This window comes from Corynebacterium sp. 11A, from assembly GCF_008930935.1.
In the GTDB taxonomy this organism is placed as follows: Bacteria; Actinomycetota; Actinomycetes; order Mycobacteriales; family Mycobacteriaceae; genus Corynebacterium; species Corynebacterium megadyptis.
Map to the genome: position 1 here is coordinate 116272 of NZ_PQMR01000006.1, position 12527 is coordinate 128798.

The window sequence follows — 12527 nt, forward strand, 5'->3', positions numbered from 1 at the left end:
CGTGCTCATTCGGTTGCGCTCTACTTTAAGCGCAACCGTCGGGCGATGCCGCACCCGCCTGCACCGCCCGCTGCGGGTGGAGCGGAACCTGTGCCTAGTAGGCCTGAAGCACAAGGTTGCCCTCGCGCGGCGGGCTGAGCGGAACATTATCCCGCGCCAGCAACCACTGCGCAATGTCTTTAAACAGGGGCGCGGCCGTGCCGCCACCGCCGCCGTGTACGCCCCGTTCTGGATCATCGAGCATGATGCCGATGACATATCGGGGATCATCCGCCGGGGCGATGCCGGCAAAGGTGATCCAATAATCCGAATTGGAGTATGCGCCGGTGTTTTCATCGATCTGCTGCGCGGTACCGGTCTTGCCGGAAATCTGATAGCCCTCGATCGCCCCATCGGGGGCGGTACCGGATTGGCCGCCATCGGCGCCCTGCACCACGCCTTGGAACATATTGCGCACCACCTTGGCCGCCTCGGGCTTCATCACCTGCACGCTCTCGGGCGCCGCAATGGGCACCTCATTGCCCTCAGCATCGGTCTTAGATTTCACGATCCGCGGCTGGATGCGCTCGCCGTCATTGGCGATGGTTTGATAAATCCCCGTCATCTGCAGCAGCGACATCGCCATACCTTGTCCGATGGGCAGGTTGGCGAAGGTACCGCCACCCCAGTCCTCGCGGGCAGGCAGCAGGCCGGCGGTCTCGCCGGGCAGTTCCACACCCGTGGCTTCCCCGAGGCCGAAACGGTGCAGATAGTCATTGAAGCGGTCCTCCCCCACGCGCTGGGCAAGCATCAAGGTGCCCACGTTGGAGGATTTAGCGAAAACACCGGTGGTGGTAAAGCCCACAGTGCCGTGTTCCCACGCATCGCGCACGGTCACGCCCGCCATGTCGATAGAGCCGGGCACGCTGAGCACCTCGTCTGGGGTGGTCAGCTCATTGTCGATCGCCGCAGAGGCGGTGATGATCTTCGCCACCGAGCCCGGTTCGAAGGGATTGGAGATAGTCGAGTTGGTGAAACTCCGCCCCTCCTCGAGCTGCTTCTTAATATCGCCATTGGGGTCGATGGTGTCGGAATTGGCCATGGCGAGCACCTCGGCGCTCCGGGCGTCGAGCACAATGGCCTGGGCGCTCTCGGCGCCGGAAATATCCTTGGCCTGCTGTACCTGCTGCTGCACATAGGTCTGCAGATCCAGATCCAGTGTGAGCTCATAGCTGGCGCCATCCTGTACCGGGACAACGTCGCGAAGCGTGCCCGGAATGGCCTGGCCATTGGTGGAGACATCCTCCTTGGAGGAGCCATCCTTCCCCGCCAGATTCTCGTCCGCATAGAGCTCGAAGCCGAACTGGCCCTCGCCTTCCATGCTGGTCTTACCCACCACGTTCTGGGCGATAGCTCCATTGGGATAGTTGCGAATCTCTTGATAGTCCGCGGCAATACCGGGGAAGGTGTCGACGATCTCCGCCGCCACATCCGGATCCACATTGCGCACGAGGATTTCATACGTGGAATCGGCCTCAAGCTTTGTGAGGATATCCTCCGGCTTCACGTCCTCCGCGCTGGCCCCTGCCTCCTTGATGGTGGCGGGAATCTCCTGCGCAATTTTCTCCAATTGCCTATCGACGTTGTCCGCGATGGCCTGCTCGCGTTCCTGCTCGCTCATATCGTTGTAGCCGCCGGCCTCGTAGAGCTTATAGTCCTGGCGTTCGCGCTCTTCCTCGCGGAACTGCTTCGGTGAGACGGTCAGCGATCGGGCCTGCATGGTCGAGGCAAGGCTGTGGCCATGACGATCCTCGATCGCACCACGGCGCGCGGGATCCACATAGAGGCGGCTGCGCTGGGCCTCCGCCTTGGCCGCAAACTCCGGGCCCCACACGACCTGCACGAGGGCGAGTCGGCCGATGAGCACCACGGCGAGAAGGATCGCAAAAACTTGCGCCACGCCGAGGCGCTTTTTCAGATTCACGGGGCCGCTGGTGCTGAGCCACGTCCAGAAACGCGAGGTGGCCTGGGGCGGCTGCGACCCGCGTTCCGGGCGAGGGGCGCGGGGAGCATCGTCGAGTTGGGGGCGTCGGCGGCGAGAACGTGCCGAGACGTCGGCCGCCTCACCGCGTTCGCGGCGAACCGGGCGGCGGGGTTCCCTGCGGCGCGGCCTAGATGATTCACTCACGAACCGAGACTCCTTCACTACCCTTAAGAAAACGCTGGCCTTGGAACTGACAAGACAGGGCTTTTAGCCTCAAAACTACAGCTAGTGCCCTGTCTATAGAGGTCGGGTTCAGTCTAAACCGCCTAGCGCCCCGCATAGGGGAGCGGCGCACCGGATTGACCGCTATTCGGCGTCTCGCGCGTTTCGGCGACACCATCATTCACCGAGTTATTACGCGGCGCGACGGCTTCGAGACGATCCCGCATTTCCTCGGTGCGGTTGGGATCGCTGCTGGCGCGGTTCGGCCGGCCCTGCCCCTTATTGACGTCAATGATCGGCAAATTCCCATTGGGGTTGGGAGCCAGCTTCTCCTCCACTACCCCATCACTGCGCACGTCGAGAGCACCCGGCTGGCCGGGAATCACCATCTTGTGATCGGCGGCCGTGGCGGCCGCATCGGCGGCGGCCCGGGATTGCTCCACATCGCGGCGCAGGGTTTCCAGCTGATTACCCAGCTGGGCGTCCTGCTGCGAGAGACGCTGAATAGTAAAGGTCTGCTCCGTGTTCAGTCCGGAGAGCGACATCGTGCCCACCACACCGAGCACACTGAGCAAGAGGAAGAACACCAAGGTGCGCACCACGCCCTGGTCCGGGCGCGGGGATTCCACGCGGCGGCCGCGCACCGAGACCACCTGTTGGCTGCCCAGCCTGCGCTGGAACTTCCGCTGCGGCTTCGGCGCCGCCGGCGCCTGCGGCCGCAATGTGGTGGCGCGGTGACCATACCGCGTGCTCAACGACTCCCGCTCGGCGGTGTCCTTGTCGCGCTCGAGCGTAGCGACGCTGCTGAAAGTGCTCGTGCTGTAATCCCGCGAGCGATGGGAAGAATTTGCCCAACGCGGGGAGGGCCGATAAGCATCGTGCTCTGCCTGGCCCGAGCCATCCTGCGCGCTGCGCCGGGGACGCCGCACGGGAGTTCCTGCGGTGAGGGTCATGTCTTAGAGCCTTTCTTCCGATACTTTTTCAGCGGCGCGTACCCGCACCGATGCGGCGCGGGGGTTCACCTCGATCTCCGCGGGGGATGCCTTCTCCGAGCCTCGGGTGAGCAAGCGGAACGACGGAGCGGTTCCCGGGAGATCCATGGGTAGCCCCGGCGGAGTGGTGGAGGTCGTGAGATCGGTGAGTACCTTTTTCACGATCTTGTCCTCGAGCGACTGATAGCTCATGAACACCATTCGCCCGTGCGGGGCGAGGCGTTCGGCCACCACCGGGATGAGGTTCTCCAGCGATTCGAGTTCCGCATTGACTTCCACGCGCAGGGCTTGGAAAGTGCGTTTGGCTGGATGTCCGCCCGTACGCCGGGTCGCCGCGGGGATGGTGTCGTACAGCAACTCCACGAGCCGCGCCGAGGACTGGAAGGGCTCCTTCTCGCGCTCCCGCACGATCGCGCTGGCAATCTTGCCCGCGAAACGCTCGTCACCATAGGTTTTGAGGATGCGCGCGAGATCTCCGTGGCTATAGGTGTTGAGCACATCCGCCGCGGTTAAACGCTGGCTATTATCCATGCGCATATCCAGCGGGGCGTCCACCCTATAGGCGAAACCTCGATCGACTTGGTCGAGCTGCATGGAGGACACACCTAGGTCGGCGAGCGCCCCAGTGAGGCCGTATTGCTGGGCACGGATAGCGGCCGGCGCCGTCGAGCGATCGATCTCCTCACCCAGATCATCAAAGCGGGCGTGGATCGGGCAGAAGCGAGCGCCGAAGCGCTCGAGCCGAGCGGTGGCCTCAGCTAGGGAGCGGGCATCGCGGTCCACGCCGATAACGAAGCAGCTGGGGAAGGTCGACAGCAGGTGCTCGGTGTGTCCACCCGCACCGAGGGTGGCATCCACGACCACGGGATGCTCGGAAGCCTCGATCGCGGGAGCGAGCAGCTCGGTGACACGATCACGCAGCACGGGGATATGGCCATGATTGGCGTCGAGCTCCCGCGCTTGGGCGCTGGCTGTATCCACGTCGTGTTCCTGTTGTGTGTGCTGTGCCGTCATGGTGCGCGATCGCACCCCCTCTCGCTATGAGTCGTGCAGGTAAATAGATGTGTGGTCTCACCGGACACGTCGGCGGTGTATATAGAGCTCCGTCCGAGGGAACATTCTGGTATCGGGGAAGTACACCAGAACTTCAACCTCAGCCGGAGGTCTACACACACCGCGTGCGCGTGGTCGACAGCGGGCCTCGTGTTAGATAAAGCCGCCCAAAACGTCATCCTCTGCATCCGCGAAGGAATCCTCAGTTTCGGCCTGGTACGCAGCCCATGCCTCGGCATCCCAGATTTCTAGGAAGTCGACCGAGCCGATCACTACGCACTCTTTCTTCAAGGCCGCATACTCGCGATGCGCCGCCGAAAGGGTAATTCGGCCGTGCCCGTCAGGGCGTTGCTCGTCCGCGCTCGCAGCGAGGTTACGAATAAACGCCCTCGCCTTGGGGTTGGTACGCGACACCGCCGCTGCCTTGCGTGCTCGAGCGGCAAACTCCTCACGGGGATACACGGCCAAGCTGTGATCTTGACCCTTGGTAACCATGAGGCCGCCCGCAAGTTCCTCACGAAACTTTGCCGGCAGCGTCAACCGTCCCTTGTCATCGAGCTTCGGGGTATAGGTGCCAAGAAACATGGGTTTATTGGCCTCCTTTACGTGTCAATCACCTCGAAACCCAGTGATGCGGGATACCTCGTTCAACGCGGCACTCAGGTGCACATCTTGCATGCCTTCGATATCCAATTTCCTGCCCGCCGAGCGGCCACAATGAGCCGGCCAGCTGACCTAGGCCCCACAATACCCCACTTTCCCCCACTTTTAACAGCCTGCGCCGCCCATTTCTTTTTCTTCTCACTAAAACCACTGTTCATGGCGGTATTTTTCTCTCGACCACAGTGGGAGACACTGTGCGCGAGGACACTCCAGAACGTCACAATAGGACACGAGAGGTGACTGTAGTGGCCTTGATCCCCAGGATTCCCATACGCACCACCTCTATCTTTTCGCTTTTCAGCCGCACTATCTTCACTTTTTACTCAGTGGGGAGCTCCGCGTGGGGCGCAGTGGGGGATCGTGGTGGGAGAAAGTGGGAAGCCGCGCAGTGCGGCAGCGCCATAGGGGTGCGTCGACGCCGATGGCGCGCGGTATGGGCATGAAAAAGCGCGCACCTTCAGGTGCGCGCTGGGTGGGAGCGTCAGACCCTTAGCCCCCTAGAGATCACCGGCGGAGATTAATGCTCGCCGAAGCGGCGGCGGAAACGCTCCTCCATCGAGCTCGTGTCTTGTTTCGGTGCGGCTGCAGGGCGGGAGCTGCTGACGGTGTGCAGCTTCGGACCGGAATCGACCGAGCCGCCGCCATCGCCACCGCTACGCAGCATCCAGAGGCCAGCGCCAAACATGATGAGAAAGCCCACTGCGCCGAGAGCGATGAACCACAGGTTGGCCTGGCTCAGCGCGATGCCACCAATCAGCACAAGAAGACCGATGACGCCGACGGCAATCCCTCGCAGGCTCAGCGATCCGGAACCACCACCGAAAGCGGATTCCTCTTTAATCGAGGATCCAAACTTGGGATCGTCTGCAAGTAGTGACTGCTCAATCTCACGGAGAAGCTTTTTCTCCTGCTCTGAAAGCGACACTGTTCCTCCCGGGCGGGTGTGTGGCTGGGCTCCATGTGCAGAGCACCTGCCGCTGATGGGTCTTCAAAATACAACAACGTTTCACTGCCGTGAATTGTTCCGATCACCATTCACCGGCAGCACTCCCACCCCCCGACAGCCCCACACGCCCCGCCATCACTAGCCGCCGCTAGGCGACAGTGCGGCCGAGCTTCTAGGCTGCGGTGGAAGTGGGATGCAGCTGCTCATCTACATCGTCTAGGAAGGACTCTACCAGCCGCATCAAGGTGCCCACGCGGGCTGGAGAAATGTGCCGATCAAGACCATTAAGTGCACGCTGCCTCACCCGGGAGAACGCCTCGAAGAGATCCGCATACTCGGCCCCGCGCTGATCTACTAGGCGCAGCTGATCCCAAGCGGAACGCGGCAGCCGCCGCCGCTTCGCCACCGGACTATCTGCTACCCGCGCTCCCGCGAGGCGCAGCGCCGCGCGGTATCCATATTCGAGAGCATCGAGCAGTTTATCGTCCAGCAGCGCCTGCTGCGCGGCCTCATAATTGTCCACGGCACTGCGGAAAAGCCGGACACTATTCGGAACGCGGGGGCGAAGGGAAGAGACGGTGGAGGATACGATCGGGGTGGCCATGAGCTGCTCCTTAATTATTGAGTGTTCTGGTGCGTTGTTTAGCTGTGACATTAGTGAGCACCCAGGACACTCCACCCGCCGTGTTCGAACATGTGTTCTACTGGCAATGTTCGGTTAGAATGAGCCACACATCGCAGAGAAGAATGGTGAAATAAAAAGTTATGGCCGTGGAGGAAATACGCGAACTCAGCACCGTCGAGTTTTGCATGCTGACCCCGCACTTAGTGGACATCTACATCCGCGCGATGGGCTATGACCCCACCTTGGCCGATTCCCGCGTTTCTGCGTGGCGACATAACTCCCGCAACCGCGACTTTCACGCCTTCATCGCCGTCCATGATCGCTCCATCGTCGGCGTGGTGTACGGCTTTCGCAGCAATAGCACCCAGTGGTGGTTCAATCAGGTCTATCACGGGGTGCGCCAGACCTACGGCGCCCATAGTCCGCAGCTAGACATCCTCAACGATTATGTGGAACTCTCCGAGATTCACGTCGATCCCGCCTATCAAGGCCGAGGCATTGGACGCTGCCTCATTAGGTCGTTTATCGACGCCGCCCCCACCCACATTCTTCTCTCCACTCCAGAAACCGCAGGGGAAAACAACCGCGCCTTCGGCCTCTACCGCTCTCTAGGCTTCCAGGATCTTCTGCGCAATTTTCGCTTCTTGGGTGATTCCCGCCCCTTCGCGGTGCTCTACCTTCCCACCGCTTCCTAGGCGCTCGGCTGCCACTTCGGGGCCATGCCGAGATTGTGCAGCACCTCTTGGGTGGCACGGGCGAAGTTCATCGTCATAAAGTGCAGATCCTCCACCCCTTCCGCGATCAAACGCTCGGCCATCTCGGAGGTCACATCGATCCCCACGGCACGGACCTGCTCATCCGTCTCTGCGGCGAGCAAACGCCGTTCGAGCGCCGTTGGCAAGGAGGAACCGGACAACTCCACTTGGCGGCGGGCCGAGCGCAGGCTCGTGATCGGCATCAGCCCAGGGATCACCGGCTTCGAGCCGTGCACGGGATCGGCGGCAGCGAGGCGATCCCGGAGCCGCAGGAAGTGCTCCACATCAAAAAACATTTGGGTGATGGAAAACTCCGCCCCAGCGCGCAATTTCTCTAGGGTCCAGTGCGTGTCCGCGTCGAGGTTCTCTGCGCGATAGTGACCTTCGGGGAAACTGGCGACGCCGATAGTGAAGTCGCGACACTCCTCCACCGATTTGGTTAAGCGGATGAGATCGATTGCATAGTTCAGCCCGCCTTCGGTGGGCACCCACTCCCCCAGCGGGTTGCCGGGCGGATCACCGCGCAGGGCCAAGAGATTGGTGAGCCCCAGGTGGGCGTATTCCCGCAGGATTGACGTAAGTTCCTCCGCGGTGTGTTCCACCAAGGTCAGATGCACCAAGGTGGTCAGCGGATGCTGCGAGAGCCGTCGCGCGATGCGGCCAGTGCGCTCGCGGGTAGACCCGCCCGCACCATAGGTCACCGAGGCGAAGGCCGTCCCCAGGTCGTGGAAGGTGCTCGCCGCATCCCACATGCGCTGCTCGGCTGCGTCATCGCGGGGTGGCATGAATTCCACCGAGAAGGCCACGCGGGCATCGCGAGGGGCAGTGATGGCGTCGATAACCGAACGGTGCTGCGGCTGTGTTGTGGGCATGGTGCTGCATTAAAGCACATACAAACCGCTTTGTGCGCGAATTGCCCCCAAAAGTGAACAGAGCGGTTCATTCCCGCAGAAAATTATGTGCCCCGCACGCACCCCATGTCTGCAGCACACGCTAGAGTCAACAGTGATACAACCTAGACCCTCCTCGCCGCCGGTTGGGGCCTCGCTGACCCCATACCCCACTATCGATCTGGAGAGACTGTGATGTCGACTCACTCAGAGCTGTTCACCGACCCCATTCAGGCCATTCCTCTGGTCGTCCGTGAGCATTTGCTGAGCTACTGCACACAGCGCAAGCACCACTCCCTCGCAATGGACGAAAACGTGCATCTCGGCACCGCGGTACTGGAAGATTTCGTGCTCAGCGGAGGCAAGCGTATGCGTCCCCTCTTTGGCTGGACCGGCTACATGGGCGCCCGGAGCCCCGAATGCCCCGAGGATATTGAGGCTGTCACCACCGCCCTATCCGCCCTGGAGTTCATCCAAGCCTGCGCTCTTATTCACGATGACATCATCGATTCCTCCGATACTCGGCGCGGCTTCCCCACCGTGCACCGACGAGTGGAGGCTTATCACCGGGAGCAAGGCTTTTCCGGCGATGCCGCCCACTTTGGCGAATCACTGGCGATTTTGCTCGGCGATATGGCCTTGGTGTACGCCGATGACATGGTGATGGATTCCGGCCTGTCAGATGCCGCTCTGCGGCGCATGCGTGAGCCGTGGCGGGCGATGCGCCATGAAGTGATCGGTGGACAGATCCTCGATATCACCATCGAGTCCAAAGGCGTCGAGGGCGTGGAAGCACCCATGCGCGTCAATCGCTATAAAACGGCCGCCTACACCATCGAGCGCCCGCTGCACCTAGGGGCCGCTATTGCCGGCGCAAACGAGGAAACTATTGCCGCCTATCGCTCCTATGGGCGCGATGTGGGAATAGCTTTCCAGCTGCGAGATGATGTCCTCGGGGTCTTCGGCGACCCAGTCGTCACCGGCAAACCGGCCGGCGATGACCTTCGCGAGGGAAAGCGCACTGTATTGGTGGCGCGCACGCTCGCGATTCTCGATGTTCAGGCCCCGCAGCGGGCTGCCCGGCTGCGTGAAGGCCTCGGCCAGGTGGAGAGTTCCGCCGATATTCAGGAGCTAGCGGAGATTATCGCGGACTCCGGAGCTGTGGATGAGGTGGAAAGCCACATCACCGAGTTGAAGAACCAGGCGCTCGCCACCATCACAGCGGTACCCGCGGTGGAGGGTATTCTCGGCGATCTTGCGGAACGCGCGACCGCGCGGAGGATGTAGTGGCGATGGACTGGGCTCGTGCGCGCTGGGTCGGCCTCGCCGCAGCAGTACTGATTATCGCGGGATCCTATGGCGGTGGCGCCATCCGCAACCGCGGCGGAGTGTTAGAGGCACTCGGGCTGGACTTTATGGGCTACGGCCATGGCGCTGGGGTGTCCAATACCATCGTCTGGCTCGGCATTATGGGCGCTGTGGCCGCGTGGGTGCTCTTAGGCCGGCAGGTGATGTGGAATCCGCGGCTCTCCGAGAAGGACAAAGTCGCTGAGATCCGCTTCTGCCTTATCACCTGGGTCGCGCCACTTCTTTTCGCCGCCCCGATTCTCTCGCGCGACGTTTACAGCTATCTCATGCAGGGAGCGATGCTGCGCGATGGCTTCGACCCCTACACCCAGGGTGCCGCGGTCAATCCGGGCCCCTTCCTGCTGGAAGTCAGCCACGACTGGCGCAACACCACCACCCCCTATGGGCCGCTGCACCTGTGGATCGGCGAGGGCATTACGAGCCTAGTCGGCGAGAACGTCACCCTTGGCGTGCTGCTGTACAAGGTGGTCTCTATCGCCGGCTTCATCGCTATCGCGTGGTCAACGCCGAAGATTGCGCGCTGCCTCGGGGGCTCGCCCGCGCTGGCTCTGTGGCTGGGCGTGGCCAACCCCGTGATGGTGCTCCATCTGGTGGGCGGCATGCATAACGAATCGCTCATGGTGGGCTTGGTCAGCCTTGGCCTGCTCTGCGCGCTGCGTCAGCGCTTCCTCTGCGCCGTGCTACTGGTGTCTGTCGCGGTCTCGCTCAAGGCCACGGCGGCGCTGGCACTGCCGTTTATCGTCTGGATGGGAGCCCGCCATCTCGCGGCCGTCCTCGAACGCCGGACGGGGCTCACTCCTACTCCCCGCGCGCTCATCGCCTTCTTCGTTACCGGCGCCTGGATGGTGGTGGAGTTCGCCGTGGTGATGATCGCGATCACCGCCGCCTCGGGCTCGAACTGGGGGTGGGTATCGCAGCTTTCGGGGAACTCGAAGGTGATCAACCCGCTGGCGTTGCCCTCCCTCATCGCCGACATTGTCACCCCGGTGATCCTGTTCATCACCGATGACTTCACCTATAACACCGCGCTGGCCATCACCCGCCCCATCTGCGGGGTCATCATGCTTCTTGGCATCGCAGCAGCGTGGTGGATCTATCGCCAGAACAATCGGCGCAATATCATCGGCATCGCCGTGGCCTATGGCTGCGCAGTGGTATTCAACGCCGTCACCCTCCCGTGGTATTACACCAGCCTGCTCAATGTGATTGGGACCTTCCATCCCTCGATGAGAGTCATCAAGGCCACCACCCTGCTGTCTATCATCATTGCGCTCGCCTTCACCGGCAGCGGCAATCACCAGCTCTACAACCCAGTCTGGATGGTGCCCACCACCATCGTGGCTTACTTCGCCACCGGCTATATCTTCACCGACGCAGAACGACAACAGCCCCAGCACCGCACAGCCTGAGCCGAACGCAGGGCTGCGTTGCGGCAAAAGGATGCTGTGCCGGCGACGGGGCGTCAATAAGCGTGCTGGGTTTAGAGAGCCATAGCCTGGGCGCGGCGCATGACCTCGCGGGCGAGATGCCCGTGTAGAGCGTCGACGGGGCGACCGGGCAGCGAATCATCGGCGCTGAAGAGATACTCCAGGATCTCAGCGTCCGTGTAGTGGCCATCGGACAATAGCGCGATCACTCCGGGCACAAAGCGGTTGAGCGACCCGTCCTCGTTGAGGAAGCGCTCCGGAACATATTTCACGCCATCCCGCTGCACCACAAGCAGCTGATGATCGCGGACCAGGTGATGCACCTTCGTCACCACCACACCCATGCGCTCAGCCACATCAGGGATGGCTAGCACGGGCTCGTCAGGGCTTAAAACATCCTTGGACACTGGAATCGAACTCACGGCACCTAATGTATTACAGAGTGACGACAAACGGTTAGCTTAACTTCGTTAATGCAGGCATACTATTCACCATGACTCAACTGGCGGTCGGCACACTTCTCGATCAGCGCTACCGAGTGGAAACTCTTATCGCTCGGGGCGGAATGTCCTCTGTGTACCGGTGCCTAGACCTACGCCTCGGGCGCCCCGTGGCGGCAAAGGTGCTCGATGATCGGCTCATGGATGACCCCGTCTCGCGGGAGCGTTTTCGCCGCGAGGCCCGCTCCATGGCGCAGCTCTCGCACCCGAGCCTCGTGAATGTCTATGACACGAACTCCTCCGGCGATCACGTATTCCTCATCATGGAACTGATCACCGGCGGCACCCTGCGCGAGCTGCTCTCCGAGCGCGGCCCCATGCCGCCGCACGCGGCCACCGCTGTGATGCGTAGTGTCCTCACCGCGCTGGCGGTGGCGCACCGCGAAGGCATGGTGCACCGCGACGTCAAGCCCGATAACGTGCTGATCAACGGCAACCATCAGGTCAAGCTCGCCGATTTCGGGCTGGTGCGCGCCACATCGCATGCCCACCACACCTCCGACCAGATCATCGGCACCGTCTCCTATCTCTCCCCCGAGCAGGTCGACGGCTCCTCGGTCGGCCCCGCCTCGGATGTGTACTCCGCCGGCATCGTGCTCTTCGAACTTCTCAGCGGCGATACCCCCTTCACTGGGGACAACCCCATGGCCCACGCCTACGCACGCCTGCACGCGGATGTGCCGCCGCCCTCCACGCGCATCGACGGCGTCCCCCCAGAATTCGACGAGCTCGTGGCCCGCGCCTGTGCGCGCAACCCCGCCGATCGCTTCGCCGACGCCCAAGAGTTCCTCGACGCCGTCAACGACGCCGCACGCACCCTGAACCTTCCCGATTTCTCCGTGCCCGTGCCCCGCCACGGTGCCGCACACCGGGCCACCACCGTGGTGAGCCCCGCGATGCATCCCGGGCCCAACGGCCACGTGGAAGGCCCCGGCCAGCCACATCACCCGCGCGAGGGACTATTCCCCGATACCCCGGAGGAGGCCGGCCCGCACGCCACCACGCAGGAAACCCGCACCTTTGGCGCCGTTCCTCCGGCCGGGCCAGTCGGTCCGGCGGTTCCGGCAGGTCCGGCGATTCCGGCAGGACCCATGGGCGCCCCCGACGCCCCCACCCCGCATGG

General features: G+C 62.5%; 12 protein-coding genes. 4 read left to right on the plus strand and 8 right to left on the minus strand.

Features of this window, described 5'->3' with window-relative positions:
• Nucleotides 1-94: 94 nt before the first annotated feature.
• From GBB18_RS06345 to GBB18_RS06370, 6 genes are all read right to left on the minus strand, one after another.
• Nucleotides 95-1957, minus strand: coding sequence for a penicillin-binding protein 2 (locus GBB18_RS06345; protein WP_192795956.1), 1863 nt, complete (start codon nt 1955-1957; stop codon nt 95-97).
• A gap of 332 nt (nt 1958-2289) precedes the next feature.
• A complete protein-coding gene (locus tag GBB18_RS06350; protein WP_151641110.1) occupies nt 2290-3138 on the minus strand; it encodes a hypothetical protein in 849 nt (282 codons plus the stop codon).
• Nucleotides 3139-3141: 3 nt separating this feature from the next.
• Nucleotides 3142-4191, minus strand: a complete 1050-nt coding sequence (gene rsmH / locus GBB18_RS06355) for a 16S rRNA (cytosine(1402)-N(4))-methyltransferase RsmH (protein WP_151641111.1) — start codon at nt 4189-4191, stop codon at nt 3142-3144.
• Between the two features lie 192 nt (nt 4192-4383).
• Nucleotides 4384-4815: a division/cell wall cluster transcriptional repressor MraZ gene (mraZ, locus tag GBB18_RS06360; protein WP_151530365.1), complete on the minus strand. Its 432-nt coding sequence runs from the start codon at nt 4813-4815 to the stop codon at nt 4384-4386.
• A gap of 595 nt (nt 4816-5410) precedes the next feature.
• Nucleotides 5411-5818 (minus strand): DUF3040 domain-containing protein, encoded by a 408-nt coding sequence (locus GBB18_RS06365; RefSeq protein ID WP_151641112.1) that lies wholly within the window; start codon nt 5816-5818, stop codon nt 5411-5413.
• Nucleotides 5819-6011: 193 nt separating this feature from the next.
• Nucleotides 6012-6443 carry an SAV_6107 family HEPN domain-containing protein gene (locus GBB18_RS06370; protein WP_151641113.1) on the minus strand — a complete coding sequence of 144 codons (432 nt, stop codon included), beginning with the start codon at nt 6441-6443 and terminating at the stop codon, nt 6012-6014.
• Nucleotides 6444-6604: 161 nt separating this feature from the next.
• On the opposite strand from GBB18_RS06370, the gene GBB18_RS06375 reads away from it, so the two are divergent.
• Nucleotides 6605-7159, plus strand: coding sequence for a GNAT family N-acetyltransferase (locus GBB18_RS06375; RefSeq protein WP_151641114.1), 555 nt, complete (start codon nt 6605-6607; stop codon nt 7157-7159).
• Here GBB18_RS06375 and metF read toward each other — a convergent pair.
• On the minus strand, nt 7156-8091 hold the full coding sequence (metF, locus tag GBB18_RS06380) for a methylenetetrahydrofolate reductase [NAD(P)H] (RefSeq protein WP_151641115.1): 936 nt from the start codon (nt 8089-8091) through the stop codon (nt 7156-7158). The genes GBB18_RS06375 and metF overlap by 4 nt on opposite strands.
• A gap of 213 nt (nt 8092-8304) precedes the next feature.
• Between metF and GBB18_RS06385 the strand changes: the two genes are divergently transcribed.
• Nucleotides 8305-9396, plus strand: coding sequence for a polyprenyl synthetase family protein (locus GBB18_RS06385; protein WP_151641116.1), 1092 nt, complete (start codon nt 8305-8307; stop codon nt 9394-9396).
• 5 nt (nt 9397-9401) lie between these two features.
• On the plus strand, nt 9402-10886 hold the full coding sequence (locus tag GBB18_RS06390; RefSeq protein ID WP_192795951.1) for an alpha-(1->6)-mannopyranosyltransferase A: 1485 nt from the start codon (nt 9402-9404) through the stop codon (nt 10884-10886).
• 71 nt (nt 10887-10957) lie between these two features.
• Here the strand turns inward: GBB18_RS06390 and GBB18_RS06395 are convergent, their stop codons facing one another.
• The gene (locus tag GBB18_RS06395; protein WP_151549192.1) at nt 10958-11326 is read right to left on the minus strand and encodes an Rv2175c family DNA-binding protein; all 369 of its coding nucleotides are present in this window, start codon (nt 11324-11326) and stop codon (nt 10958-10960) included.
• Nucleotides 11327-11397: 71 nt separating this feature from the next.
• On the opposite strand from GBB18_RS06395, the gene GBB18_RS06400 reads away from it, so the two are divergent.
• Nucleotides 11398-12527: protein kinase (locus GBB18_RS06400; RefSeq protein ID WP_151641118.1), on the plus strand; the 1130-nt coding region annotated here is incomplete at its 3' end.

Bases quoted from the DNA above. Each gene is read 5' to 3' on its own strand.
- GBB18_RS06350 (WP_151641110.1), bottom strand. From the start codon at position 3,138: ATGACCCTCACCGCAGGAACTCCCGTGCGGCGTCCCCGGCGCAGCGCG.
- rsmH (WP_151641111.1), bottom strand. From the start codon at position 4,191: ATGACGGCACAGCACACACAACAGGAACACGACGTGGATACAGCCAGC.
- mraZ (WP_151530365.1), bottom strand. From the start codon at position 4,815: ATGTTTCTTGGCACCTATACCCCGAAGCTCGATGACAAGGGACGGTTG.
- GBB18_RS06370 (WP_151641113.1), bottom strand. From the start codon at position 6,443: ATGGCCACCCCGATCGTATCCTCCACCGTCTCTTCCCTTCGCCCCCGC.
- GBB18_RS06375 (WP_151641114.1), top strand. From the start codon at position 6,605: ATGGCCGTGGAGGAAATACGCGAACTCAGCACCGTCGAGTTTTGCATG.
- metF (WP_151641115.1), bottom strand. From the start codon at position 8,091: ATGCCCACAACACAGCCGCAGCACCGTTCGGTTATCGACGCCATCACT.
- GBB18_RS06385 (WP_151641116.1), top strand. From the start codon at position 8,305: ATGTCGACTCACTCAGAGCTGTTCACCGACCCCATTCAGGCCATTCCT.
- GBB18_RS06390 (WP_192795951.1), top strand. From the start codon at position 9,402: ATGGACTGGGCTCGTGCGCGCTGGGTCGGCCTCGCCGCAGCAGTACTG.